Below are 26696 nucleotides of genomic sequence, written 5' to 3' on the forward strand. Positions count from 1 at the left end.
AATTCTCTCTGTAGAGGGTGACACGCACCCCAGACTTTTTCGCTCAATGACAGTGCGTTTCTATACACGTAGATTGGAGCCTAGTCAGAGCAAGGGTTTGAGGCTTCTTCAAAATCTTCGTGAATAATCCAGGTTAGAGGAGGATGAACGATTTTTACCTCGTACCCAAAGAGTAAAACTACCCTACTTTTCCATGTTCCAGTGGTGGGTGTAAACGGCATCCACCTTGGTGCAGTTTCGCGAAGAAAACAGCAGCAGTGACAGCCTGAGTCGATTAATAGTAATGATGAAATCCTGCTGTGACAGCAGTTTTTTTGTTTGTCCACAATCCTCTAATAGGGAGAAGGACTGCAATATTGACAATCCATCGACTGTCGTATTCGAGATCGAGTTCGACGTTCGGGTGACTAGAGAGTGGACCCAGCATCAGAAGGACTCCTGTACCCACTCTCGCGCTATGGCGATCGCCTCTATTGCTTTAGCTCGAACCAAATTTCTGCTGCAAGTTCGCGAAAGCCGTCTGCAGTAGCACGAGAAGATCAAACTGCGCGATCGCTCTCGCTGCCCGACTGGGCTTCTAATTTCGCTAAGCGGCTGCGCAGGTCGAGGTTGTCTTGCTTGAGTGCGTCGAGCTCCTCGCGCAGCTCCTTCACCACCTTGTCGGTACCCAATTTGCGGCGGACGCTGACGATCGCCTCTTCCGCGCGGCGGCGCACGCGTCCGTCGGGCGTGCGCTCGGCCAAACCGCTCAGGATCGCGATCGCCTTGGGGGTCTGCATATGAGACAGCGCGCCGACGACGGCCACCTGGGTTAGGAAGAACGACTCGCCCGCGATCGCGTCGAGCTGCTCGAGAATCCGTTCCACGCGATCGGGTTCTTGACCGGCCGCCACGGCGCCGAGCGCGCGAATTGCCGCGAGCCGCAGGGCTTGTGGTATGCCGATCTGCACGTACTCCAGAATCGCGTCTGCGGCCTCGGGCGTGGTTTTAAGCTTGCTCAACCCGCCGATCGCGCCGGCTCTGACCACTTCGTTCCAACCCGCCCGCGATCGCAGCACGTCTTTCAGCAGCTCCAGAACCTCTGGCGCCCGCGCCTTAAGCGTCCCCGTTACCATACCGCCGAGGGCGCGCAAGGCAGTTGCCTCGGTGTAGTAGCTCGGGTCGCCGGCCTTGGCAATGCGCGCGATCGCTTCAAAGCTTTTCTCCGTCTTGAGCTTGCCGAGGGCGTCGAGCACGGCACGGCGGACACGCGCGTCGGCGTCGTCCAACCCGGCGATTAGCTCGGCGGCAGCGCGATCGAGTTCGACTTTCCCGAGTTGCTTGGCAACTTCCACGCGGACGCCCCAGAACGGGTCGGTTTGCAGGGCTTTTCCCAACGCTTTAACGGCATCCAGGTTGCCTTGCTTGCCAAGCGCCTCGGCAGCATAGATTCGAGCGATAACATCGCGATCGTGCTGGAGTTGGGCTTTGAGTTCTCGGGCGGGATACGCCAGCTCGACGGTTTTGAGGTGGGCGTTCCCCGCATCGAAGCTCACATATTGCGGCTGGCGATCGAGCGGGAAGTAAAAGCTGTGCTCGGGCTCGTTCACGCGCAGCGTAACGGTTTTGTAGGTCGGCTCGCTGCCGGTCTCGACGTAACCGAATGCTACGGGAATCCGCAGGTCGAAAATTTCGCGTTTGGTCCCGTCTTTGTCGGTTTTGGCTTGCGACTGGGTAACGGTTAGTTGTGCCAAGTTCGAGGCTGCATCCCAGCTATAAGCAACTTTGAAGTCCGGGTGACCGCCACGGAAAACGTACTGGTCGAACAGCGGGGCCAGGTTGCGACCGGTAGCGTTGTCGATCGCCCGCAGCAAGTCGATGGTTTCGACCGTTTTGTGAGCGTTATCGCGGACAAAGGCGTGTATGGCGCGATCGAACTCCGCATCGCCCAATGCAGCACGAATCATGTGGTAGACGCACGCCCCTTTTTCGTAGAGGTGGCGATCGTAAAGTTCGATTGCCTCGCGGTAGACGTTGGTGACGATCGGGCGGCGGTAGCGCGTACTGTCCTCGTCGAGGTAGCTGCGGGCTTCACCCAGCAAATAGTAAGCCGCATCATCGTTCCCGTATTCGTGCTCCGTCCATTGCACTTCGGCGTAGGACGCCATCCCTTCTTTGATCCAGGCATGGGACCAGTGCTTGATGACGACCAAGTCGCCAAACCACTGGTGTGCCAGCTCGTGGGCAACGAGACTTTCGGAGCGCATGTTGTCGATCTCGGCCCGTTCGTCGAGCAGACAGCGATCGGTGAGCAGCGTGCAGGAGGTGTTTTCCATGCCGCCGAAGATGAAGTCATCGACGCATACTTGCGCGTACTTCGGAAACGCATAGCGATAGCCGTACTTTTCGCTAAAAAAGGCAACCATGCGCGGGGTTTTGCCGAGGGTACGGGCAGCTTGTTCCGCGCGGTCGGGAGCAACGTGGTAAGTGATCGGAATGCCGTCCCACTCGTCCCGGGTTTCCACGAACTCGCCCGCGGCCAAGGTCATCAGGTAGGTTGGGTGAACCTGCGCTTGGAACCAGTGAAAGATCCGTTCGTTGCCCAGATCGGTCGTATCAGTTAGCGTGCCGTTAGAAATCGCTGTGTAGGGTTTGGCAACGCGTACGCGCAGCTCAGAGCTAGCAAGCTGGCCGGGATAATCGAAGCACGGGAACCAGAAGCGAGAATCCTCATCTTCGCCTTGGGTCCAGGCTTGGGTGGGTTTGTCGGGGTAGCGGTCGGTCGGACCGACGAAATAGAGTCCGCGTTGGGGCTGCTCGACGCAATAGTCGACCGACAGCTCGATCGCCTCGGTCCCGGTCGGTTGCGCCAGTCGTACGCGCAGTTGCTTGCCGTCGTAGTGGAAGGGTTGCGCGATCGATCCGATCCGCACGGCGTCGATCTGTAAATCTTCTGCATCGAGGACCAGGGTATCGATGCCCGCGCGCACCGGGACGAGGACCGTCGTGCAGGTGCCGCTGAAGCTGCGGTTGTCGAAGTCGATTGCCAGTTCGAGCAGAATGTGTTTGACTCGGCCGGGGCGATCGGGATTGTAGTGAGGCGTCGCGCCGGGTAGTTCGAAGGCTCTGCGGCTGTCGTCTTCGGTATCGAAGTAAAAGCGGTGCAAGTGGTTCGGCATGGCAACGGTGCGCCTTTATCCGGTAGGGTTGCAGCGATCCTCTCTGGTCTAGCAGACGCGCGCGATCGCCGACAACTCCTATCTAGAACTTCTATCAAGAGTCCCAGGTCAATACTCATCCGCTCGATGCGCGAAGGTACGAGTCGGTTGCGGCAGGGATAGGTCGCGGAGCATGCGCTTGCCCGGCATATTGGTTGATTGCCCGCGCGCAAACGGCCGGTTATCAGTCGACCGGGCGATCGCGGTCGCCGGACTGCTGCAGTGAAGGAGCGATCGCGCGGGCTTCCATTCTCAATAGTTTGGTTGGAAAACGGCATTGGTTGAAGCAGTGGAGCGATCCGGCATGCGCCGGGAGACCGCTACTATCGAGATCGAGGAGATCGCCTTTTCAATCTGCGTGCTTGACCCTAAACAATGCTCGATACTCAAACCGTTTTAAATGTGCTGCGTCCGGTCCAAGATCCGGAACTGCAAAAAAGCCTCGTCGAACTGAACATGATCCGCAACGTGCGCGTTGACGGTAGCAAGGTTAGCTTCACCCTCGTGCTGACGACGCCTGCCTGTCCGCTGCGCGAGTTCATCGTCGAGGACTGTCAAAAAGCCGTCAAGCAACTGCCCGGCATCGAAACCGTAGATGTAGACGTTACAGCCGAAACGCCGCAACAAAAATCCCTGCCCGATCGCCAGTCGGTTCCCGGCATCCGCAACATCATCGCCGTGTCTAGCGGTAAAGGCGGCGTCGGCAAAAGCTCGGTTGCCGTCAATCTTGCCGTCGCCCTAGCGCAAGCGGGTTCTCGCGTGGGCTTGCTTGATGCCGATATTTATGGACCCAACGCGCCGGGCATGCTCGGTCTTGACGGTGCCAAGGTCACCGTTCGCAACGGCGCACAGGGCGAGGTACTCGAACCGGCCTTTAACTACGGAGTCAAACTGGTGTCGATGGGATTCCTGATCGACCCCGATCAACCCGTGATCTGGCGCGGACCGATGCTAAACGGCATCATCCGACAATTTCTATACCAGGTCGAGTGGGGCGAGCTCGACTACCTGATTGTCGACATGCCACCGGGGACGGGGGATGCACAGCTTACCCTCGCGCAAGCCGTGCCCATGTCCGGTGCCGTGATCGTGACTACGCCGCAGTCCGTTGCGCTTGCCGACGCGCGCCGGGGGTTGATGATGTTCCGGCAGCTCGGCGCCCAGGTGCTGGGTATCGTCGAGAACATGAGCTATTTCATTCCACCAGACCAGCCGGATCGCCAATACGACCTTTTCGGGTCGGGCGGCGGCGAAAAGACCGCTCGGGAGTTGGACGTTCCGTTGCTCGGCTGCATTCCCCTCGAAATAGCCCTGCGCGAAGGGGGCGATCGCGGCACGCCAATCGTGCTTGCCGACCCCGATTCGGCATCGGCTCAGGCGCTGACAGAAATTGCCGGCCGCGTGGCTGCCCGCGTCTCCGTGGTCGCTCTAACCTAACCGTGCCCCGTCCCCGATCGATCTGTGTCGGTCGGGGACGCGGCGACCCATTGGTCTGCAGGTGAGCGCGTTTACCCCAAACCGAGGTGCGTGCGAGGATGCACTCTCCAGGATCGCTTGCATGCCCTATCTTGTGGCAGTCCCAGACAGAATATCCACATGTCCGTATTTCTTACGCTTGGCGTCATTGCGATCGCGCTAATTTTTTTCGTTGGCGAGTGGTGGCCGGTTGACTTCACCGCGTTAATGGTTGCGATCGCCCTGATGGTATTGGGGTTGGTAACGCCCGAAGAGGGCATCTCCGGTTTCGGCAACACGGCAACGGTGACCGTGATGGCTATGTTCGTCCTCAGTGCCGGGGTGGCGCGGACGGGAGCCTTGCAGACTGCACGGGACTTTTTGATCCGCTGGGGCGGGCGATCGCCGCGCCGTCAAATCGCCGTCATGAGCCTGGTCGTCGGGCCGATTTCCGCCATTATCAACAACACGGCCGTTGTCGCAGTGTTTTTGCCGATCGTCGAAGATTGGTGCAAGAAACAGGGCATGTCGGTCTCGCGGCTGCTGATGCCGCTGTCGTTTGCAGCAATTCTTGGCGGCACGATGACTGTTGTCGGCACGTCCACGAACGTCCTGGCCAGCAACCTCTCGCGACAGTTGGGCTACGGAGAGTTCCACCTCCTGCAGTTTGCCGGAATGGGCGCGCTCACCTTCGTAATTGGAGCAGCCTATCTGACATTTGTAGTGCCGCGCCTGCTCGGCCGGCGTCCAAGCTCGGGCGTGCGAGCGGCGGCCGAGCAGGCAAGTATTTCCAACGTTAGTGAAAACGTGGTTTGGGGCGATCGCGACTACGGACTGAACGATTACGTCAGCGAACTCGTTGTTGCCCAGCGCTCGAACTTGGTGGGGCAGACCCTGCGAGCGAGCGAGCTGCAGCGGAAGTTCGACGTTGACGTGCTGGAGCTAATTCGCGACGGCGTGCATTTCCCTCAGCCCCTAGCCGATAAGGTGCTTAAGGCCGGCGATATTTTGCTCGTGCGCGGGACCAGCGCCGATCTCCTGCAGATTCGCGACGAGCGCGGTCTCGACATTCTCCCCGAGGTTAAGTTTGGCAAAGAGGCGATCGCCGCGCAGCTTGAGACCGGCGAGGAACGCATTGCCGAAGTGCTGATCTTATCGAACTCGCGTCTGATTAGCTCTACGCTCAAAGACTTACGTTTTCGCCAGCGCTACAACGTGACCGTGTTGGCAATCCGGCGCGGTCAGGACGTCCTGCGCGAGCGCTTGGGACGCGTTCCCCTGCGTTTTGGCGACTTGCTGTTAGTGCAGGGACCGCGCGAGAGCATCCTGGGCTTAAAAACCACCCGCGAGCTGCTCGTGATCGACCAAGCCGATCGCGAAAGTTTGCGAACGAACAAGGCTGCGATCGCTGTGGCAATTGTGGCCGGGGTGGTGGGGCTGGCAGCGCTGAATTGGTTGCCGATCGTCGTCGGGTCGCTGTTGGGCGCGGTCTTCATGGTGCTAACCGGTTGTTTGCGTCCGGGCGAAATCTACGGGGCCGTGCGCTGGGACGTAATTTTTTTGCTGGCGGGGCTAATTCCACTGGGGATTGCGATGGAGAAGTCGGGGACGACGCGCTGGCTGGCCGATTGCCTGCTCGCTCTCGGCGGCAACTTGTCTGGATATTGGGTGCTGTTCTTTTTCTACGTGGCGACGGCTCTGCTCACCGCCGTGCTCTCGAATAATGCATCGGTGGTGCTGATGTTACCCGTTGCCGTTAACGTTGCGAACTCGCTACAGCTCAACGCGATCGCCTTCATGTTTGCCGTGGTGTTTGCTGCCTCGCATAGCTACATGACGCCCCTCGGCTACCAGACGAATACGATGGTCTACGGTCCGGGCGGCTATCGGTTTACGGACTTTATTCGCGTCGGCGCACCGCTGAGCCTGTTACTCGCCGCGACGACCCCGCTGCTGACGATTTGGATTTACGGGTTGGAGATGCCTGCACCGCTGCCTTGAACCTGCTCCTAACGCGATCGCGGTCCTCCAAGAGCTGAGGTGGAGGTCGGCTCTCTGGATAGAGGCGCAGTTAATGGCGATTGGGGCTGTAGATCGGCGCGATCGGTTGGGGCGATCGCCCCATAGGCACTGCTTGGAACTGTGGGCTAGACTCGGGGTGCAACACTCTGTTTGCACTAGGGGATTGAAGAACATGGTTATTGCCGCAAGCGCGCGTCCGAGCGAACGCGCCGAGTTTATTCAGAAGACCTACTTGCACCTGGCAGGTGCGGTCGCTGCGTTTATCGTCTTTGAATTCTTGCTGTTTGAAACGGGAATTGCTCAAGGGCTGACGGCACTGCTCTTCGGCAATGGCGGACTCGCTTGGCTGCTCGTTCTGGGAGCGTTCATGCTGATCGGATGGCTGTCGCGCGGTCTGGCTGCGCGTGCCGATGACACGAATCTGCAGTACCTGGGACTCGGGTTGTATGTCTTCATCCAGGGCATCATCTTCGCGCCGATGTTGTTTGTCGCCCACACCTACTTCCAGGGCGAAAACATCATTGCCACTGCCGGCGTGCTGACCGTAGCGATGTTCGGCGGGCTGACGGCGATCGCCTTCACGACAGGCAAGGATTTCACCTTCCTGGGCGGCATTCTCCGGATTGCCGGATTTGTGGCGCTGGGGCTGATCGTCTGCTCGCTGATTTTCGGATTCTCGCTGGGACTGTGGTTCTCGGCTGCGATGATTATCTTCGCGTCGGGTGCCATTTTGTACGACACCTCAAACGTCCTGCATCACTTCCAAACTCATCAGCACGTGGCCGCAGCCCTCGAACTGTTTGCGTCGGTAGCACTGCTCTTTTGGTACATCCTGCGGTTGCTAATGCAGCTTTCGCGGAATTAAACGCGACGAATCGCGCAGGTTTCCGAGTGAGGTTACTGCTCGACCGATTCGCCGACCGGACGCCGATTGCGGCGCGTCTCCCACCACCACGCCAGGAGAATTACCGCGATCGCCAAAACCAGGGCAAGCACTCCGAACTGCGCGACCCAGCTCGCGATTTGCCCCAAAGGTACGACGCGGCCGAGACCGAACGCCAGAGTGACCATTGCTAGAGCCCAAAACGCCGCTCCAGCAGCATTACAGACTAAGAATTCCAGATAGGGCATCCGTGCGATACCGGCCAGCGGTCCGGCAAAAATGCGCAGCAGCGTCACGAATCGCCCGAAGAAGACGGCTTGGCGCGCGCTGCGACCGAAGCGATCGCGGGCAGTTTGCAGTTGCACTTCAGAGATGCGGAACCAGCTGCCGACGCGAACTACGAGCGGCCAGCCACCAGTCCGTCCCAACCAATACCCGCAAGTGTCGCCGAGGATGGCGCCGGCGATCGCACTGCCGAGGACGCGGCCATAGTCCAGTTCGCCATTGCCTGCCAGATAACCGCCGGTGAGTGCAATCGTTTCGCCCGGGAGCGGCAGTCCGGTATTTTCCAGCGCGATGCCGAGGAAAACTGCCCCGTAGCCGTAACTGCGGGCGAGTTCTTGCCAGGTCTCGAGCGATAACCAATCCATTGTGTACCTTGTCGGATGCAGAGAGCGTCGCTCGCCCGTCGATCTTGCGGATGTTTGAGGATAAGGGCGATGCGATCGGCAGCAATCCTAACGTACCTCCGCGGGCTTAATCCCCGCTGAGCAGGTCCTGAAGTTGAGCTTCGTCGAGGACGGCAACGCCGAGCTTTTGAGCTTTGTCGAGTTTGGATCCGGCGTTGGCACCGCAGACGAGGTAGCTAGTTTTGGAGCTAATGGAGTTGGTAACTTTACCCCCTGCTGCTTCGATCGCGGCTTTGGCATCGTTGCGCTTGAGGGTTGGCAGCGTGCCGGTGATAACGAAGGTGGTGCCGGCTAGCGGACCGCCATCGCTATCGTCTCTGGCTGGGCGCGGGACGCCGACGAACTGCACGCCCGCCTTCCCGAGCTGGTCGACGAGGCCGCGGTTGGCGTCGATGCGGAACCATTGATGGACCGATCGCGCAATTTCCCCGCCGATGCCGAAGACAGCTTCCAGGTCTTCAACCGGGGCAGTCGCGAGGTCGTTGACGTTGGGAAAATGCTCCGCGAGGATTTTGGCATTAACGCTGCCGACGAAGCGGATGCCCAACGCGTAAAGCACGCGCGACCAAGGCTGAGTTTTGGAACGAGCGATCGCAGCTGCCAAGTTCTCGGCAGATTTCTTGCCCATGCGCTCCAGCTCGGCGATCGTCTCGGGCCGCAAGGTATAGAGGTCGGCTACCGAGCGCGCGAGCTGGCTGCGGGTCAATTGCTCGACGATTTTCTCGCCGAGTCCGTCGATATCCATCGCATCGCGCGATGCCCAGTGCACGATCGCGCCTTTGACGATCGCGGGACAGGAGACATTGAGGCAGCGGGTAACGGCTTCGCCTTCGGGTCGCACGAGTGCCGTGCCGCATTCGGGGCAGTGGGTTGGCATCGTGAAGGGCTGGGTGCCATCCGGACGCAAAGACGGCAGCACGCGCAGCACTTCCGGAATGATCTCCCCGGCTTTGCGGACGATCGCGGTATCGCCAACGCGCACGTCCAGTTCGGCCACGCGGTCGCCATTGTGTAAGGTGGCGCGCTGCACGGTGGTGCCGGCTAATTGCACGGGTTCCAGTATCGCCAGCGGTGTAACAGCCCCAGTCCGCCCGACGTTCACGGCGATGTCCTTGACGCGAGTGGGAACTTCTTCAGCAGGGTATTTCAGCGCGATCGCCCAGCGAGGGAATTTCTGGGTGAAGCCAAGTTGTTGCTGGAGCGCGCGACTGTCGAGTTTGACGACGACGCCATCGGTCAGATACGGCAAGTCTTGCCGCCGCTCTGCCCAGTATTCAAAGTAGTCGCCCACATCCTGCAGCGACGGGCAGCGGCGGCGGTTCGGGTTGACTTTGAAGCCGAGTTTCTGCAGCAGTTCCAGGGATTCCCATTGCGAAGCGGGCGAGGCGATCGCGGTACGTTCGTCATCCTCAGCATCGGCAATAAGAAGGGTGTAGGCAAAGAAATCCAATCGCCGTCGGGCTACCACGTTGGGGTCGAGCTGGCGCAGGGTGCCGGCAGCAGCATTGCGAGGGTTGGCGAAACGGTCGAGTGCTTGGCGATCGCGTTCTCGATTAATGTCGGCAAAGACATCAAGGGGCAGGAAAGCTTCGCCGCGAATCTCTAAGCGCTCGGGCGGGTTTTCGATTCGCAACCGCAGCGGAATCGCGCGAATGGTTTTGACGTTGGGCGTGATGTCTTCGCCCGTGATGCCGTCGCCGCGAGTAGTGCCGCGCGTGAGGACGCCTTGCTCGTAAGTTAGCGCGAGAGCGGAGCCGTCGATTTTGAGTTCGCAAGTGTAGGCAAAGTCGGCGATGTTGGCAGTGTGGCGCCGCCAGCGCTCTTCCCACTTGGCAAGCTCGGCCATTCCGAAGGCGTTTTCGAGGCTGTAGAGCGGGATATTGTGCTTGACGGACGTAAATTTCTCTGCCGCCCGGCCGCCGATGCGCAGGGTAGGACTGTCGGCGGTGGCGAGGTCGGGGTGCTCGGCTTCGAGGGATTGCAGTTCGCGCAGGAGGCGATCGTAGACAGTGTCTTCTAGAGTTGGAGCGTCGAGGACAAAGTATTCATAGTTTGCCTGCCGGAGTTGCTGGCGCAACTGCTCGACGCGCTTGACGATCGCTGTTTCTACCATCCCTGCATCCCCTCGCTCGACCCTCAGGATAGTTGACTTTCCGGGCAGGCGGTAGCGGCAGAACGCCCGAGGCGAGTCAGTCTCGCCGGCGCTGCCCCAAGCTCTTGCCCGGCAATGGAATAACGGCTGCGAGCGGTCGGGCAGCAAACCAACCTAGAGCCCCCCCGCTTCGACAAGTCCGGGGCAACGATTTACAAGCCAAGCGCGATCTCCGAACCCATTTTTCGCCTAGCGAACGAACTCGACCGGTTCGGTGGGATATTCGAGTATCCGTGCGGGTACCCTAGCATTTATGACGACTTGAGTTTCTATACGAATCGGGACATTTGAACACGGTCACTCAAACTGCGATTGCCGTCTGGATGCCCAGCGTGTCGAGCCAATTCAGTCGCTCCATCCTCGATAGTTCTGGACTGCTGAAGTTCTCGCCCGCCTGGTTTGCTCAAAGCTTCTCTCCGAGTCATTGCCAATACGAGCGGGTGACATGCCCCAGCTCGGGGCCGTATTGCATCATTGCTCGAGGCAAAGTAGAAATTCCACACTGATCGAAGAAAACTCGCTTACCCAAGCCAAACAGGTCGCCTTCCATTTAATTTAAACAATTGACTCGGAGCATCTGGCTATGCCCGCCTATATAAATCGACTCTCGCTCATCCCGATCGCCGGCTTGACTGCGATCGCGATCGCGCCGGCCGCTGCGGAACCTCCAAGCAGGTCAGGAATTCAGTTCCGCTGCACCTTCGATGCAGGGCTGCCAACGACGGTCGCCCACAACCCTTCCATCAGTCGCGCGATGCCCATCATCCGCTGGCAATCTCAGTACTTCGCCGAGTCAGGGTTCGACAATCTCACGCGCTGCCAGCAAGTGACCGCTCGTTTTCAGCAGGCCTACGCTCGCGGGGACCTGAATTACATCACGGCCGGCGTTGTGAACGGCTTACCTGTTATCTGCGCGACCCACCAACGCGGCACGTGTAATCACAGTAACGTGCTGTTCACGCTCGAACCCGACCGGAATGCCGCGACGACCCTGAAGGAGTTGTTTGCCGTTCGCCATCAAAGTGGCGGTCCGCTCGTCCGCGGCGGAGAGCCGACGTATCCGTATATCGACGTGCGCGAAGCCCTCGCGCCGCTGGCAACCGAATTGGGAACCCAAAGCGAGCCGACACCGGATTCCTGGCGTGAGGAAACCCTCGACGAGTCTGCTGACGTGCCCGAAGCCAAGCCGGAGCAGCTGTTTTAGCAGCGATGTTGTGGATTCGAACAAACTCGACTCTGCTGCGGGCTGCGGTCTCGCCGCTCGCCTGCGCCCTACCCGTTGTGCTGCCGAACGTCAACCATCCTGCTCGATCGATGAGCTGGCCCGGATGCGTTAGTTGATATTCTCTAAGCGAATGCGTGGGTCCGCAAACTTAAGGGCGAGATCCGCTAAGAAGTTGCCGACAATCAACATCAACGCGCCCATCAATAAGCTTGCCATTACCAGGTAGATGTCCTGAGCGAATACGGCTTGCAAGATTAATCGGCCCAACCCCGGCCAGCTAAAGAAATACTCGGCAATAAACGCTCCGCCAAGCAGACTCGCAAACTCGAAGCCGAGCAACGTAATCAGCGGGTTAATGGCGTTGCGGAGTGCGTGAACGTAGAGCACTCGATTTTCGGGCAAGCCCTTGGCGCGAGCAGTTTGGATGTAATCCTGACGCAAGACGTCGAGCAACTCGCCGCGGGCGATCCGCTGAAGGCCGGCAAAGCTAGTGATGCTCAATGCGACGGTGGGCAGGAGAGCGTGCCAGGCAACATCCAAAACTTTCTGCGGCAGCGAAAGCGAATCGAAATCAAGACTCGTCATGCCGCCAACCGGGAATAGCGGCGACGTATTCTGAGCCAGGATTAACAGCAGCAATGCCGTGATAAAACTCGGGAAGCCCTGCCCCAAATAACTCAGCGTGCGGAGGACGCGATCGCTGAATTGGTTTTGCTGCACCGCGCCGACAATTCCCAAGGGAATCGCGATCGCCCAGGTCGCGATCGTCGACGTCACGGCTAGTAAAAGCGTTGCCGGCACCCGCTCGGCAATCAGTGCCGTTACGGAACGGTTATAAATGAAGCTTTCCCCGAAGTCGCCGCGCAGAATGACGTTGCGCAGCCATAAACCGTACTGAACGATCGCGGGTTTGTCCAAGCCAAAGCGGGCGGTCAGGTCCGCAATCGTTTCCGGCGAAATTTGCGGATTTTGCCGCAGCGTATCGAGATAGTTGCCCGGTGCTAATTGAATGATGGCAAAACTAAGCAACGACGCCAGCAGTAGCGTTAGCAGGGCCTGTCCCACTCGCTTGAGCGCATAGAGCGCGGTGTCATTACTGGCAATTGCGTCGACTCGCGATTGCCAGCGACTGACGCGCTGCGACCGATTGGGTTGAGGAGTTGAGTCCGTCATGATGCGCTCCTAGCTCGAGCGAACAACCGCAAGACCGAACCGGGCCCGGAACGTTGCCCGGTTCAATATTCTAAAAGCGTAACGATCGGGACATCGGGCAGCTGCGATCGCCCGCCGAGGTCGCGGAGCTCGATAACGAAAGCAAAGCCAACGACGTAACAGCCGATGTTGTCGATCAAGTTTGCCGTTGCCCGTGCCGTCCCGCCAGTGGCGATCAAGTCATCTACGACCAACGCCTTGCTTCCGGCAGGCATTGCATCTTGGTGAACTTCGAGGCGATCGGTGCCGTATTCTAGGTCGTACTCGATCGTGTGGACGGCCGCTGGGAGTTTACCCGGCTTGCGGACGGGGACGAACCCAGCGCCGAGGGCGCAAGCCAGCGTGGGCGCGAACATAAAGCCGCGCGACTCGATGCCGATGACGTAGTTGGGCGCGATACCGGAGTTCTGGATGCGCTCGACTAGGAGGTCGAACGTTATCTGCAAAGCATCGGGGTTGTGCAGCAGTGTCGTGATGTCGCGAAACTGAATGCCGGGCTTGGGAAAGTCCGGAACGGTTCGGACCGACGCCTTGAGGATTTCTAACTTAGACTCCATCACATCCACCAGTAACAAGTCGGGTTGCGATCTCGCGCGATCGCACCGCACGGAGATCTTCGGCTGCGCGATCGCGTCGCTCGATCGTCATCTCAACGGATACGCCTCAATGCGCATCTGAAAAAGTGTAAACTATGGCGTTGCTAGCCGCTGTCGGTTGACTACCAACGCGTTAGCGTTGGGCGACCCGCTAGAGTGGAACTGTTTATGCTGTAATTGCACTCCTGCCGTATCAGCTGCCTATAGCCGCGATCGCCTCGGTGGAGCCATCTGCCGTTCGACAGTCACTTGCATACGTCACGCGCCCGGTTTCACGTACTCGGTTTCATGAGTCAATCAGCGAGCGTTACTTCCGAACAACAACCCGACTGGCACAGCCCGCCCGCGCCCACGGTGCCGTCTATTCTGGAGAGCTTACCGGACTTCGCGCTCGCCGACGATCGCTGCTCGCCTCACGTGCAACAGCGGATCGATTTGTTTTTGCTGGCTCTCGAAGCCCTCGAACTCGGTGGCTCCGAGCGAATGCTTGTTGCGGCACGAGATCTGCAACTGCAATCTCTAGTCAGCAACCGCGTCGTCCTCTGGCGCTTGCGCTGCACCAATCCCTGGCGTCGCTCCTATGCGCGGCGATCGCTGACGCAGGCCGAGGCAAAAGCGCTGACGCTGGTTGCCACGCGCCGCGCCAAACAGCTCACCGTCGCGATCCGGCAACTTGTCATGGTGCAGACGCAGCTGCGAGACAAAAAATTGACCATAAATAGCCACGTGCGTCTGACGCAGTATCTCGATCGCTTCAGCGCGCATTTTCGCGGACGCATGAACCCGCGACGCGCGAAGGTCGCCATGTATCTGGGCGATCGCGCTCAGCTCGACGCGCTGGCATTGTTGCTACTGTCCCGGTTGCTGTTTTTGACCGGTACGACGGGCGCCCAGCGGCTGTGGAGCAGCCTGTTTGACGGAGAGATTCGGTAGACACGTTTGCGAACTTTGACGGAGAGAGCGGATGAGCATCCGGCGTCAGTACAGCTTGCCCAACTGCACCCTCACTCTTGACGGATGGAGCCATGAAGCCGACGCGCTTGAGTTGCGTCCGCCCCTATCGATCTTGACCGGTGTCGAGTGCCGTTTCCTCGGTCGAGACGAGCATCTCAGCGGCGATCGCGACTTCCTCACCAACTTGGTTGCGGCAGCCAATGCTTACGCTCAAGCGCTGCTCAGCGGCATCGCGCCCAATCAACCCGATCGCGGCGATCGCGCAATTTCCTTCACCGCCGGCGACGATGAGGGTACCCACCTCCTGCTCGTGCACGCACCCGATGCGCGTATGCCCGACGACACCAGCAAGGACGATGGCGACCGGGGCCCGGGCGAGCTGCTGCAAGTCGAGTTAACGACGGTGCAGTTGTTCGATCTCGTCGAGGCGATCGACCAATTCTTGACCGATCGCGCGACACTTCCGGATATGTCCCTTGAGCTGACGCCGCTGCCGAAGCACCTGCGCAAACCGGACAAACCCCTCGCCGAGCGTGCGAAACCGGCCGCGATCGGTGCTGCGGGCTTTGTGGCTGCGGCTCTCGCCTTCTACATGCTCCCCGTTCCCGAGACACGAGCGCCCGAATCGACCGAGCCCCAACAAGAGTCGGCTCTTGACCCGAGCGAATTCGGCGCGGTCGGCGCAACGTTCCCCGACGATATCGAAACCGTCCTCGCCACGGCACTGACCGTCTCCGATGCCGCAGAGCAAAGCGCATTGGGCGCGCGCCTCCGCGACGAGATTGAAGCCGCCTGGGACAGCAACGCGAATGCGCTCGATACACCGTTGGAATATCGTATCTGGGCGGACGCCACCGGCAACCTATTGGGCTATCAGGCACTCGAACGAAGCAATCGCCCGCTTGCTGCCGCTCCCGTACTGCCACGCCTCGTCACGCCACCGGATGTTAGCGGTACCGAGCCGTTGCACGTGGCTCAGTTTCAGCTCACCTTCAACCCCGATGGCAGCGTCGCGATCGCGCCGCAGTCTGTTGAACCGTAACGGACGAAATTAACCTTACGGGAGGGATCGGTCGTGCTCGTGCCCGACACGGGATCTGTTCGGGCAGTCAGGATGAGGCGATCGTCCGATCGCGCTCGGAGGCCGTTCCCGGAACTATTGGGAATTCCTTTGTTCTGAAATAACTACTCTGCTCGGAGCCGCAGCAGTCAGTCTGGAGACTACCCGGTCGCAAGTTGACGATCCCCAGCTCGACCAGTAGCGTATATCCATCGCATCGACCAAACGCGTTAGAGGAGCGACCGGACCCTATGTGCGGAATCGTCGGTTACATTGGCACGCGCCCGGCAACGGAGATCCTGCTGTCTGGGCTAGAGAGCCTCGAATATCGCGGTTATGACTCGGCTGGTGTCGCGCTCGTCGAATCCGGCAAGCTGCACTACGTCCGAGCGAAGGGCAAGCTGCACAATCTCCGCACCAAGCTCGAAATGCTCCCCGTCACGGCGCAAATCGGCATCGGGCATACGCGTTGGGCAACCCATGGCAAGCCCGAAGAGCACAACGCCCACCCGCACGTCGATATGGCCGGGCGCGTTGCCGTCGTCCAGAATGGCATCATCGAGAACTACCGCGAGCTGCGCGCCGAACTGAAGGCTCGAGGCCACGAGTTCTCCTCCGACACCGATACCGAAGTCATCCCGCATCTCATCGCCAGCTACCTAGCAAACGCCGAGGAAAACGCGACATCGGGCTCGCCCTCGTTCTTCTTGGATGCCGTCCGCAAAGCAGTACAGCGCCTAGAAGGTGCCTTTGCGATCGCCGTCCTTTGTGCCGACTACCCGGACGAGCTGATCGTCGCGCGCGAGCAGGCACCGCTAGTGTTGGGCTTCGGACCAGGAGAGTTTTTCTGCGCTTCGGATACGCCCGCGATCGTGCCCCACACCCGCGCCGTGTTGACCTTAGCCAACGGCGAACTCGCGCGACTGACGCCTCTGAGTGTTGAAGTTTACAACCTGGCTGGCGATCGCCTCAAGAAAGCGCCGCGCACGCTTGACTGGAACCCAATTCAAGTGGAAAAGCAAGGCTACCGCCACTTCATGCTCAAGGAGATCTACGAGCAGCCGGGCGTGGTGAGAACCTGTTTGGAAGCCTATCTCAATAGCGATTGGCAGCCCGACGATCCGGCGTCGCGACCGGTGGACTTAGGTCTGCCGGTCGCATTGCTTGACAATTTAGAGCACGTGCAAATTCTTGCCTGCGGGACGAGTTGGCACGCGAGCCTGGTCGGCAAATATCTCTTGGAGCAACTGGCGGGAATCCCAACCGTTGTGCAGTATGCCTCGGAAGCACGCTATGCCCCCACACCGCTGACGCCCAATACGCTAACCATCGGCGTGACGCAATCGGGCGAGACCGCCGACACCCTCGCCGCCCTAGACCTCGAGCGGGAACGCCGCAGGGATCTTGCCCCAACCCTACAGGCACGCTTGCTCGGCATCACCAACCGTCCGGAAAGCTCTCTTGCCCAGCTCGTCGATACCATCATCGATACTCGCGCGGGGATCGAGATCGGCGTTGCCGCTACAAAAACGTTCGTAGCGCAACTCGTCGGGTTTTACTGCCTCGCCCTAGACCTCGCCTGGCAACGCCAGGCACTGTCTGGCGATCGCATCGCTCGGATCTTGGCTGGTTTGCGACACTTACCCGGCCAAATCGAACTCGTTTTGGAATGCCAGGAACGCTACATCGAAGACTTCGCCCACGGATTCAACAAGACACAGGACTTCATCTTCCTCGGACGCGGCATCAACTTTCCCATTGCCCTCGAAGGTGCCCTCAAGCTTAAAGAAATTAGCTATATCCATGCCGAAGGTTACCCTGCCGGCGAAATGAAGCACGGGCCGATCGCCCTCCTCGACGAGCGCGTGCCTGTTGTAGCCATTGCCATGCCAGGCGTGGTGTACGAAAAAGTTCTCTCGAATGCTCAGGAGGCAAAAGCGCGGGACGCGCGGTTGATCGGTGTCACTGTTGCCAACGACAGCCATGCTGCCGAAATCTTTGACGACCTGCTGCCGGTTCCCGAACTCGAGGAACTGCTCTCGCCAATCTTGACCGTCGTCCCGCTGCAGTTGCTGGCTTATCACATTGCCGCCCGTCGCGGTCTCGACGTGGATCAACCGCGCAATCTCGCCAAGTCGGTGACGGTCGAGTAGCGTCCGATTGTCTCGAAAGTTTGATTTTGTTGGATAGTGTCGGGCGAACGACGGCTGGATTTACCTATCCTCAAGTCGCCCCGCGTTTCCGCAAAATCACTTCCGCGATCGCCAGATCGACTGGCGTCGTCACCTTCAGATTCGTCTCCTCCCCTTCCACCACCTGCACTGGCAACTCGCAGCGCTCGAACAACGCTGCATCGTCCGTGACTTGCCAGCCGCGCGCGCGTCCTTCCCGGTGGCAGCGCAACAGCTCCGGAACCGCAAATCCCTGCGGGGTCTGTGCTGCCCACATGCGCGTGCGATCGGGCGTTGCGCAAATCATCCGCTGCTCGTTCACCAACTTGAGTGTATCCTTGACCGGTACCGCCGCGATCGCCCCCAGGTGCTCCGCCAGCGACTCGCTCAGGCGATCGAATAACGCTGGCGTCGCCAAACAACGCGCCCCATCGTGAATCGCCACCTGCGTCGCCCCTGCCGGTAACGCCTGCAATCCTGCGAACACCGACTCCTGGCGCGTTGCCCCGCCGATCGCGAATTGCACCGGCACCGCAAGCGTTAACTCCGCCAAGATCGCTTCAAATGCCGGAAAATCCTCTGGCTGACCGATCAACCCGATCCAGCTTACCGACGATGCTGCTGCGACAGCCTCTAGGGTCCAGCTCATCAGCGGACGGTCCATCAGCGGCAAGAGCAGCTTGTTCTTCTTCGCGCCCATGCGCCGGCCGCGACCGGCAGCGGGGATCAGTAAATGCATAGCAGGAGTTAGCTCTAGGTGCAAGGAATCGCGTGCGCGCGCATTCCATACACCATGTTTCTATAAAATTGAGCTGAATCTATCCCGCAGGCTCCGAAAAGATGCGTATTTTAGCCCTCGTCCCCGGCGGTATCGGCGATCAAATTCTATTCTTCCCCACCCTCGCCGACCTCCATCAAAAGTACCCCGATGCCTCCATCGACGTTATCGCCGAGCCGCGCGCGATCGCTGCCTACCGCGTGTGCCCCTACGTCCGTGCCGTGCCCTTTGACTTTAAGGGTCGCAACAGCCTTGCCGACTTTGTCAATCTCCTCGGCATCATCCGCGATCGCGAATACGAAGTTGCCCTTGCCCTGGGGCAACGCTGGACTGTCGGGCTGCTGCTATGGCTCAACGGCATCCCCAATCGCATCGGTTACGCCACGAATCCATCTTGGTTCCTCACCAACCCCGTTCCGCTCAAAAACGAGCAATACGCCGCCTACATGTACCACGACCTGCTGCGCGGGCTCGACATCGCAACGCCGTGCAAGCCGCCGGAGCTCGTTCTGGCCAAAACTGACATCACCTGGGCCGAAAACGAACAACAACGCCTCGGTCTCGGCGACGGGTACATCCTCGTCCACGGCGGCTCCAGCCGGCTTGCGATCGCTAAGGGCATCGACAAGATCTACCCCGTTGAAAAATGGCAACAGGTGCTGGCCGATATCCGCACCAAACAACCCGACCTGCCGATCGTCGTCCTGCAGGGTCCGGAAGACACCGAGTTCGTTGCCGAGATCGCTCAAACCGTTCCGAACTTGAAAGTGACCTCGCCCCCGGACATCGGCAAGCTCGCTGCCTTCATAGGCGGCGCCAACCTCATGCTTTGCACGGACAGCGCGCCCATGCACCTCGCCGTTGCCGTCGGCACCTATACCATTGCTTTGTTCGGACCCACCCAAGCAGCGAAGCTACTGCCGCCCGAAAGCAAAACGTGCGTCGGCATCCAATCGCCCAGCGATCGCATCGCCGACATTCCCGTGGATGCCATTCTTAAAGCAATTTGGGGAAACTAGCCCGTGTCTGCAGCCGTCTTTCTCGACCGCGATGGCGTTCTCAATATTGAAGCCGGGTACATCCACGATGTTGCCGATCTCCAGCTCGTACCCGGTGCTGCCGCTGCCGTGCGCCAGCTCAACGAGCGCGGCTACTTCTGCTGTCTGGTATCCAATCAATCCGGACCCGCCCGCGGCTATTACCCCGTTGCCCACGTCGAAGCCCTCCACACCCGCTTGTGCAACTTGCTCTATGCCGACGCCGGAGCCAGGCTCGACGCCCTGTATTTCTGCCCGTACCTGAGTCCGCCTGCCGGGGGCAGCAATCCCGAGCTTGCCTGCTGGAGTACGTGGCGCAAGCCCAATACCGGCATGCTTGTTGCTGCCGCCTGGCAACACGAGCTTGACTTATCCCGGAGTATTGTCATCGGCGATAAAGCGACCGATGTCGATCTAGCGCATAATGCTGGCGCAACCGGCATCCTTGTTCGAACGGGCTACGGGGCACAAGTCCTCGGCGGGCGTTACCAACACGCCACGCGCCCGGACTACATCGCCGACGACCTCAGTGCCGCCGTGGCTTGGATTCTGGGAAACCGAGCGATCGCCCCGCTCTAAGAGCGAGCAACTCGCGCTCTAAGGTTCGTTATTCGACCTCAATAACTGCTTGCGGTTGCTGCGGACGTATCCCTATCCAGCTCGCCATCGTCGAGATGCCAGCATCCACCTCTGTCATAATTATCGACGCCGCCGAGATCTTCAGCCGCCAGCACCACCGTTATTCAGCCACCAAAACCACCGTAATATTATCCGAACCGCCTTTATCCTTAGCTGCTTCCACTAGTCGGTAAGCGGCTTCTTGACACGATGGACTGGTCTCGATGTACGAACAGATGAGATCTTCAGACAACTCGCCGGTCAAACCGTCGCTGCAAAGCAACAGGCGATCGCCGGAGGCGATGTCGAGCTGTTGAATCTCAATGTTGTCTAACTCTTGACGTCCCAAACACTGCGACAGCACGTGCCGCCAGGGATGCACGCTGGCTTCCTCAGGGGTAATCGTCCCTGCCCGCAGCGCCCAGCTCACCCAAGTGTGGTCCTCAGTCACAAGCTCCAGTTTGGAATCGCGCAACACGTAGAGGCGCGAATCGCCCACGTGCGCGCACCAAGCTTCGTTATCCCGGAACAGGGCCAAGACTACCGTCGTTCCCATTTCTGCCCGCTCGGGATTGACTTGTTGGTCCTCAAGAATTGCTTGGTTAGCCTGAATGATGGCATTGCGGAGCAGCAAGTCCGAAACCGCTCCCGAGTCGGTCCAGTATTGGTCAATGTAGGCACTAATGCACTCGGTTGCCAGCTTACTGGCTTCCTGACCGCCGGCATGCCCGCCCATGCCGTCTGCGACGATGAAAAAACGGCCGTCAGGATCGGCATAGTAGCTGTCTTGGTTGACAGCTCGTACGAGTCCCGTATCGGTGAGCCCTACGAAGCAACGTCCCATAACTTGCGAAGATAACGCAACACACAACGAGGAAAATTGATATCTTGCTCTTTAGTCTATAAGTTAAGCCTATTGAGCCAGCCCGTTACAGCTGCTAAAAACAGCAGATTGTCGGAGCAATTCCGCCAACTCTAGCACGTCCGGAAGCGTCTGAAGCACCAGGGAACAGCTACGGCATGCGATCCCAACGGTCGAGTCGCTTGAGCAAGCGAATGTAGCTAAACCCGATTGCAGCCGCGGCACCGACAACGATGAGCGCAAGCAGAATCTGCTCGTGGACAATGAGAATCGTCGCGGACAGGGCAAATGCCGCAATCAGGATTGCGTAATGCGTGCCTAATTGGACCCCGCTAATCCGGCGCAGGATACGCTCGGTTTCAATCGAGCGCACCCGCACGCGCAGGTCGCCCCGCTCGAGCTTGTCGATCGCTTCTTCCAGACGACGGGGCAAACCGAGGGCGGTCGAACTCACCTGAGCAGCTTGCCGTCCAAGCTCATCGAGAATGGTGTTGCCGTTGTTGCCGTTTCCAGTAGTCATAAGCTCTAGTGCAAAAGGTTGCGCGACTTCCATAAAGTTAAAATGCGGATCGAGCCCTTTACCGACGCCCTCAAGCGTAGAAAAAGCTCGCATCACGAAGGTAAAGGTTGCTGGGAAGCGAAAAGGTTGGTTGTAAGCAATTTCGTACAGATCCTCGCTGATAGCAGCCACGGACTGCTCCTCAAATGGCTCGTCCATAAAGTGATCGAGCATGTACTGCACCGATCGTCGAACGGGACCCATGTCTTCAGCCGGCTCGATCGCGCCCAGCTCGACTAAAGAGTCGATGACGCGGTTGGCGTTGCGCTCGGCAATCCCGAAGAGGGTATCCATTAGCTGCTCGCGCACGTTCGCTTCGATACGCCCCATCATCCCGAAGTCGTAGAAGATGAGTTCGCCAGCAGGGGTCACGGCCAGATTGCCGGGATGGGGATCGGCATGAAAGAAGCCGTCATAAAGTAATTGCTGCAGGTAGGTTTCGGCCCCCAAGCGCGCGACTTCGGAGCGATCCACGCCCGCTGCCTCTAGAGCGTCGTAATGACTGACCTTAATACCGGGTACATACTCCAGAGTCAGAACCCGCAGCGAGGTGAAGCGCCAGTACACGCGAGGTACCCGCACGTGGGAGTGACGGCGGAAGTTTCGGCGAAACGTATCGGCATTGCGCCCTTCGTTAAGGTAGTCGGCTTCTTGCCAGAGAATGCGACAGCATTCGTCGTAGATGCCAAGCCAGTCGCGCCCCTCTCCCCATCGCGGATGGTTCTGAAAGTAATGTGCGATGTATTTGAGGATGGCTAGGTCGATCGAGAACAGCTGCTTGAGTCCGGGCCGCTGGACCTTGACAACCACCTCCTCACCCGTATGCAACTGCGCTCGGTGGACCTGTCCGAGGCTGGCTGCAGCGAGCGGCATCGGGTCGAAGCTGCGAAATAAGCCTTCCACCGGCTTGCCGAGTTCCTCGGCAACAATTGTGGTAGCCTGCTCGCGCTCGAAAGCCGGGACGCGATCCTGTAACTTCGCTAACTCGTCGACGTATTCGCTCGGGAAGATGTCGGCACGCGTTGAGAACAGCTGCCCAACTTTGATGAACGTCGGACCGAGTTCGAGTAAGCTCTCGCGAATCCAGGCAGCACGCGCGCGTCGGCGCGCCAGTTTTTTGTCGTCGCTATAACCGCCGAGATAGCTCCATTGCTTATCTTCGAGCTGCAAGCTAACGATCAGCGCGATCGCGAACGTCCAAATGTCGGTCCGCCGCCGCCAGCGCGAGTAGTGCTTGCGGTTCCAACGATAGGAGCGCTTGGCCGGCGGCAGTGCGGGGGCCGACTGTGTCGGCTCGGGAGGGCTAGCGAGAGCGGCTTGAGAGTCTTGAGAAAGTGCAGACACGCTGGTTCCAGGCTCGATGAGTGCCTCAGAGGCAGGATGCGATCGCGGGGAGCGGGCTTGGAAGGCGCGAGACGCACTTGGTCGCAGACGCCAGACCCCTTGGGATTACCCCTTGGATTTCTGGACTTTGTAAGCATTGAGCTCGGCACGCGCGCTGGCAATCGAAGCACGCAGGTCGTCGATCGCGGCTTGCGTATCGGCTGGGGTATTAGCAGCCATAGGAGTCCCGCTTCCCATAGGATCGTTTTCGGCAATCGTGCTGCCGGCAACGCGATCGGCACGGGCGAGCACGTCGGCACTAAACTGCCGTAAACGTTCGCGCTGCTCGGCGTCGAACTTCCCGAGTTCGCTGAGCGCTTCCGTGACGGTGCGCTCGACCTGCTCGAACATCATCTCAGCCAAAGCACGACCGATATAGAAGGCGCGATGGGTGGGATTGGTCATAAGAAGAAGAGGATTCGTGCATTTCGTAACAAATTATATCTTGGTTCTTAATCTTCCTTCTTGAAAATCCGCCAATCGTGTAGAATCCCGACCCACAAAACTGCAGTTGACCGCTCTGCCCAGACGTGAATCCGATGGCTCTCTACTGTCCAATTTTCAGGTCAGAATTTCTTGACATAGGCGCGAGATCGAAATGTCGAGATTCCTTGACTTTTCGATCCCCGCAGGCTTGAGATTCCGTTAAATGGCAGGAAATCATAGGATTGCCCCCTCGACCTCCACGGGAAGGGTTTGCTATAAATCGGTAACAGGACGGTCCCCAGCGATCCCAAAAACATATGGACAGCCTCCGGACGCACCACCAGTGCGGATTGGGATCGGGCCCGGACGACCAGTCCGGGCGGTCCAAGCTAGAACGTCATCCCCTTATGCGGAGACCTCAGTCTCATGGCTAAAGAACGCCCGCTTCTCGAAGAAATGACCCTGCGCCAACTCCGCAAGGTAGCAAGCGAGTGCAACATCTCGCGTTACAGCCGCATGCGTAAGGCACAGCTCCTAGCTGCCATTCAAGCTGTCGAACGCGATCGCCGTCGCGCCCCATCCCCCAGTCCATCTCCCTTATCGGAGGCACAAGAAGTTATGGAAGCATCCAAGTTCGAACTCGGCTCAATCGATCGCGCTGAAGAGACTCTCGCCTCGGTCGATGAAGGACTACCCGAGCTGCCCGAAGGATATGGCGAGAGTCGCATCGTCTTATTGCCCCGCGACCCGCAGTGGTCTTACACCTATTGGGATATTCCCAACGAGCACAAGGAAGAACTCCGCCGTCAAGGCGGCCAGCAACTGGCATTACGTCTTTACGATGTGACCGATGTCAGTCTGGATTTCCAGTCCCCCCATAGCGTTCAAGAATATCTAGTCGACGAGCTGGCGCGGGAGTGGTATTTGCCAATTCCGGTTAGCGATCGCGACTATGTCGTCGAGATTGGCTATCGCTGCGCAGATGGTCGCTGGTTGGTGTTGGCGCGATCCACCCCGGTTCATACACCGCCGGTTTACCCCTCTGATTGGGTCGAGGACACCTTTATCACTGTTGACTGGGAGCAAGACTTGCGCGGTCAGACGCTCTACGGGCTGGTTCCACCTCGCCAACGAGCGGGCAACGCCTACGGTCGGGTTCACGACGAGATTTTCGAGATGACAGAGTCGGTCGAAGCCCAGCGAGTGGCCGGCTCCCTCTACGGCTCGATGCAGCAAGCCCCGAGTTCTGCGGTCAGCTCTTATGTCTTCCCCTCAGGGGTTGGCATGTGGGCGTCGGGTGCTGGTGCAGTTGGCGTGCCGACCATGTCAGGTTTGAGCGGCATGACTATGTCCGGAGTCGGTGCAGTTGGCGTGCCGACCATGTCGGGCGTGAGCGGCGTGATGTCGGGTGTTGGGATGAGCGGTATGACTCTTTCCGGTGTCGGTATGGGTTTAGCCGGCATGACCATGTCGGGCGCGAGCGGCATGACCATGTCCGGTGTCGGCATGATGTCGGGTGTCGGCATGTTCTCTGCATCGGCAGCCCCCGTGCGTCCGCGTCAGTTCTGGTTAGTTGCAGATGCAGAGCTTATCGTCTATGGTGCAACGGAGCCAGATGCAACGGTCACGATCGGCGGTCGCCCGATCAAGCTCAATCCAGACGGCACGTTCCGCTTCCAGATGTCTTTCCAGGACGGTCTCATTGACTATCCGATCATGGCGGTGGCGGCTGACGGCGAGCAGACGCGCTCTATTCATATGAAGTTCGAGCGCGAAACACCGTCGCGCAACACCAATACGAAGGAAGACGCCGTGCTGGAGTGGATGGGTTGATCGTCCCCTGAAAAGTTCTCGCTACGTTCTCTAAAAAAAACACCCCTGGCTTCAGCCAGGGGTGTTTTTTTAGATGTAATACGTAAACGGCTTACCATGACACAAACTCCAGAGATTTTTACAAAATGTATGGTCAAATCGAGGTTCCCACAGGCTTGGAGCAAATTGTTTTCGATAAATTTCGAGAAGTTGTCTCACTCTCTTCTGTCGCTCCTGGTGTTTAAAACGTGAATGTCCTGACCGTTAAGCAACTGGAATGCGAGCTCGCCGCCAAGACATTTGCTAGCATCAGCGTCCGAGTCGGTTTGGAACCCCCTCGCAGCCACCAGGAACAGTCGCGCGCGATCGCTCTCCACACCAGGCACAGCAGTAGTAACGCTGTTCCTCACTCAGTCCCTGCGCGCCGGTAAAGTCAGCATTTTCGACCACGGCACCCGTAAACTCACCGGAATGATAGTCCGGCAGGAGGGCGCGGCTGCGCGGGGTCGCGTCCTCCAAGCGTCCGTAGAACAGACGCGCGCTCCGTAAGTTGGCATCGGCCAAGCATGCTTCAAACAGCACGGACCGCGACAGATTCGCCCGATAGAGGTCGCATCCGCGGAGATTCGCTCGAACGGCATTCGCCTCGCTTAACTCTACCCAGCGCAAATCCGAGCCGGCCAAATCCGAACCGGCAAGCATCACGCCCAAATCAACGACGCGCACTCCACCTTCGCGATCCTCAGCGTAGCCGCCGCGACCGTCGAGAATCGGACGTCCGAGATGGCCGTCTCGCCGGAGTGGCGTTAGCAGCTTCGACTGCGAAAGAAACCGCAACACCTTTGCCTTGCCCCGAGCATCCACACTACTTAAAATTGCGGCCGTACGGCCCTCTGCAAACACCCGCTCCTGCGGCCAGTCTTCGAGCAAACCCTCATCACTTAATGCCAGATCGGATATGCCTTGGAAGTAGGAATCGATGGTTTGCTGTTGCGTAATGAGATTTTGCTGAATGGTGAGGTCGCGCGAAATCACGTATTGCCGCCAGGCTACATATACTGCCAGCACCGCGATCGCGATCTGCCCGAACGCTCCTACCCAGTCTGCCCAGGAACCGAACTCGTCCCACGCCACCCGGTCGAGCCATCGATCGGTTGCCAAGAGCGCGCCCGAATACTTCAGCAGGCCCGCAAGTGCCGCTATTGCAGCAATCCACGCAAGCACCACGTTGCGTGCATTAGGTGCCAGCGATTGCTGCAGCCACTGCCGCCCGATCGGCACCAGTGTTCTCGAGGCGATCGTTGTTAGCAACAGCGTACCGACCACACCTAGCCACGGCCAATTCAAACACCATCCCAATACGAGGACGCCCGTACTACCGAGTAGTCGCTGGACCGGCGACAAGCGCGATGCAGAAGAGATCGGCGCGCTCTCGGGGGGCTTGCCATCATCTGGATCGTCCGGTAGGTGTTGAAGAGGTACCGCTGGCGGTGGACTCGATTCAGATTGTTCGCTAGTACTCATGACCATTCCACGTGTAGCTGCTTATTCGCGAGGCAATCGCTTTAATGCCATCGGATAAATCTCACTGGAGTCGTCTCGCAA

20 protein-coding genes are annotated in these 26696 nt (G+C 59.0%); 10 read left to right on the plus strand and 10 right to left on the minus strand.

Annotation, left to right across the window (positions count from 1 at the left end; all coding sequences use genetic code 11):
* Nucleotides 1-539: 539 nt before the first annotated feature.
* Nucleotides 540-3158, minus strand: a complete 2619-nt coding sequence (locus KR51_RS14940; RefSeq protein ID WP_022608928.1) for a M1 family metallopeptidase — start codon at nucleotides 3156-3158, stop codon at nucleotides 540-542.
* Nucleotides 3159-3572: 414 nt separating this feature from the next.
* On the opposite strand from KR51_RS14940, the gene KR51_RS14945 reads away from it, so the two are divergent.
* From KR51_RS14945 to KR51_RS14955, 3 genes are all read left to right on the plus strand, one after another.
* Nucleotides 3573-4634 (plus strand): Mrp/NBP35 family ATP-binding protein, encoded by a 1062-nt coding sequence (locus KR51_RS14945; protein ID WP_022608929.1) that lies wholly within the window; start codon nucleotides 3573-3575, stop codon nucleotides 4632-4634.
* Between the two features lie 153 nt (nucleotides 4635-4787).
* A complete protein-coding gene (locus KR51_RS14950; RefSeq protein ID WP_198016810.1) occupies nucleotides 4788-6653 on the plus strand; it encodes an SLC13 family permease in 1866 nt (621 codons plus the stop codon).
* A gap of 193 nt (nucleotides 6654-6846) precedes the next feature.
* Complete coding sequence (locus KR51_RS14955; RefSeq protein WP_040656486.1) at nucleotides 6847-7539, plus strand: Bax inhibitor-1/YccA family protein; 693 nt, start codon at nucleotides 6847-6849, stop codon at nucleotides 7537-7539.
* 32 nt (nucleotides 7540-7571) lie between these two features.
* Here the strand turns inward: KR51_RS14955 and KR51_RS14960 are convergent, their stop codons facing one another.
* Nucleotides 7572-8207: a DedA family protein gene (locus tag KR51_RS14960; RefSeq protein WP_022608934.1), complete on the minus strand. Its 636-nt coding sequence runs from the start codon at nucleotides 8205-8207 to the stop codon at nucleotides 7572-7574.
* Nucleotides 8208-8313: 106 nt separating this feature from the next.
* A complete protein-coding gene (gene ligA / locus KR51_RS14965; protein ID WP_022608935.1) occupies nucleotides 8314-10359 on the minus strand; it encodes an NAD-dependent DNA ligase LigA in 2046 nt (681 codons plus the stop codon).
* Between the two features lie 622 nt (nucleotides 10360-10981).
* Between ligA and KR51_RS17725 the strand changes: the two genes are divergently transcribed.
* Nucleotides 10982-11602, plus strand: coding sequence for a COP23 domain-containing protein (locus KR51_RS17725; protein ID WP_022608937.1), 621 nt, complete (start codon nucleotides 10982-10984; stop codon nucleotides 11600-11602).
* Nucleotides 11603-11731: 129 nt separating this feature from the next.
* Here KR51_RS17725 and KR51_RS14975 read toward each other — a convergent pair whose 3' ends face one another.
* Nucleotides 11732-12796 (minus strand): ABC transporter permease, encoded by a 1065-nt coding sequence (locus KR51_RS14975; RefSeq protein ID WP_022608938.1) that lies wholly within the window; start codon nucleotides 12794-12796, stop codon nucleotides 11732-11734.
* A 62-nt stretch (nucleotides 12797-12858) separates the two neighbouring features.
* A complete protein-coding gene (locus KR51_RS14980; RefSeq protein ID WP_022608939.1) occupies nucleotides 12859-13392 on the minus strand; it encodes an adenine phosphoribosyltransferase in 534 nt (177 codons plus the stop codon).
* 327 nt (nucleotides 13393-13719) lie between these two features.
* Here KR51_RS14980 and KR51_RS14985 point away from each other — a divergent pair, with 327 nt between their 5' ends.
* The 3 genes from KR51_RS14985 to glmS all read left to right on the plus strand — a co-directional run bounded on the left by KR51_RS14985 (nucleotide 13720) and on the right by glmS (nucleotide 17598).
* Complete coding sequence (locus KR51_RS14985) at nucleotides 13720-14364, plus strand: DUF3038 domain-containing protein (RefSeq protein ID WP_022608940.1); 645 nt, start codon at nucleotides 13720-13722, stop codon at nucleotides 14362-14364.
* A gap of 31 nt (nucleotides 14365-14395) precedes the next feature.
* Nucleotides 14396-15427, plus strand: coding sequence for a DUF4335 domain-containing protein (locus KR51_RS14990; protein ID WP_022608941.1), 1032 nt, complete (start codon nucleotides 14396-14398; stop codon nucleotides 15425-15427).
* A gap of 269 nt (nucleotides 15428-15696) precedes the next feature.
* A complete protein-coding gene (glmS, locus tag KR51_RS14995; protein WP_022608942.1) occupies nucleotides 15697-17598 on the plus strand; it encodes a glutamine--fructose-6-phosphate transaminase (isomerizing) in 1902 nt (633 codons plus the stop codon).
* A gap of 70 nt (nucleotides 17599-17668) precedes the next feature.
* Here the strand turns inward: glmS and ispD are convergent, their stop codons facing one another.
* A complete protein-coding gene (gene ispD / locus KR51_RS15000; protein ID WP_022608943.1) occupies nucleotides 17669-18355 on the minus strand; it encodes a 2-C-methyl-D-erythritol 4-phosphate cytidylyltransferase in 687 nt (228 codons plus the stop codon).
* 101 nt (nucleotides 18356-18456) lie between these two features.
* On the opposite strand from ispD, the gene KR51_RS15005 reads away from it, so the two are divergent.
* Nucleotides 18457-19413, plus strand: coding sequence for a glycosyltransferase family 9 protein (locus KR51_RS15005; protein WP_022608944.1), 957 nt, complete (start codon nucleotides 18457-18459; stop codon nucleotides 19411-19413).
* A 3-nt stretch (nucleotides 19414-19416) separates the two neighbouring features.
* Nucleotides 19417-20010, plus strand: coding sequence for a D-glycero-alpha-D-manno-heptose-1,7-bisphosphate 7-phosphatase (locus tag KR51_RS15010; protein ID WP_022608945.1), 594 nt, complete (start codon nucleotides 19417-19419; stop codon nucleotides 20008-20010).
* A gap of 160 nt (nucleotides 20011-20170) precedes the next feature.
* Here KR51_RS15010 and KR51_RS15015 read toward each other — a convergent pair whose 3' ends face one another.
* From KR51_RS15015 to KR51_RS15025, 3 genes are all read right to left on the minus strand, one after another.
* Nucleotides 20171-20893, minus strand: coding sequence for a Stp1/IreP family PP2C-type Ser/Thr phosphatase (locus KR51_RS15015; protein WP_022608946.1), 723 nt, complete (start codon nucleotides 20891-20893; stop codon nucleotides 20171-20173).
* Between the two features lie 169 nt (nucleotides 20894-21062).
* On the minus strand, nucleotides 21063-22814 hold the full coding sequence (locus tag KR51_RS21435; protein ID WP_022608947.1) for an ABC1 kinase family protein: 1752 nt from the start codon (nucleotides 22812-22814) through the stop codon (nucleotides 21063-21065).
* Nucleotides 22815-22919: 105 nt separating this feature from the next.
* Nucleotides 22920-23258: a DUF6825 family protein gene (locus KR51_RS15025; protein WP_022608948.1), complete on the minus strand. Its 339-nt coding sequence runs from the start codon at nucleotides 23256-23258 to the stop codon at nucleotides 22920-22922.
* A gap of 447 nt (nucleotides 23259-23705) precedes the next feature.
* On the opposite strand from KR51_RS15025, the gene KR51_RS15030 reads away from it, so the two are divergent.
* Nucleotides 23706-25112 (plus strand): DUF4912 domain-containing protein, encoded by a 1407-nt coding sequence (locus tag KR51_RS15030; RefSeq protein WP_022608949.1) that lies wholly within the window; start codon nucleotides 23706-23708, stop codon nucleotides 25110-25112.
* Between the two features lie 288 nt (nucleotides 25113-25400).
* Here the strand turns inward: KR51_RS15030 and KR51_RS15035 are convergent, their stop codons facing one another.
* Complete coding sequence (locus tag KR51_RS15035) at nucleotides 25401-26615, minus strand: pentapeptide repeat-containing protein (protein ID WP_022608951.1); 1215 nt, start codon at nucleotides 26613-26615, stop codon at nucleotides 25401-25403.
* Nucleotides 26616-26696 lie beyond the last annotated feature (81 nt).

The organism is Rubidibacter lacunae KORDI 51-2, assembly GCF_000473895.1.
Classification (GTDB): Bacteria; Cyanobacteriota; Cyanobacteriia; order Cyanobacteriales; family Rubidibacteraceae; genus Rubidibacter; species Rubidibacter lacunae.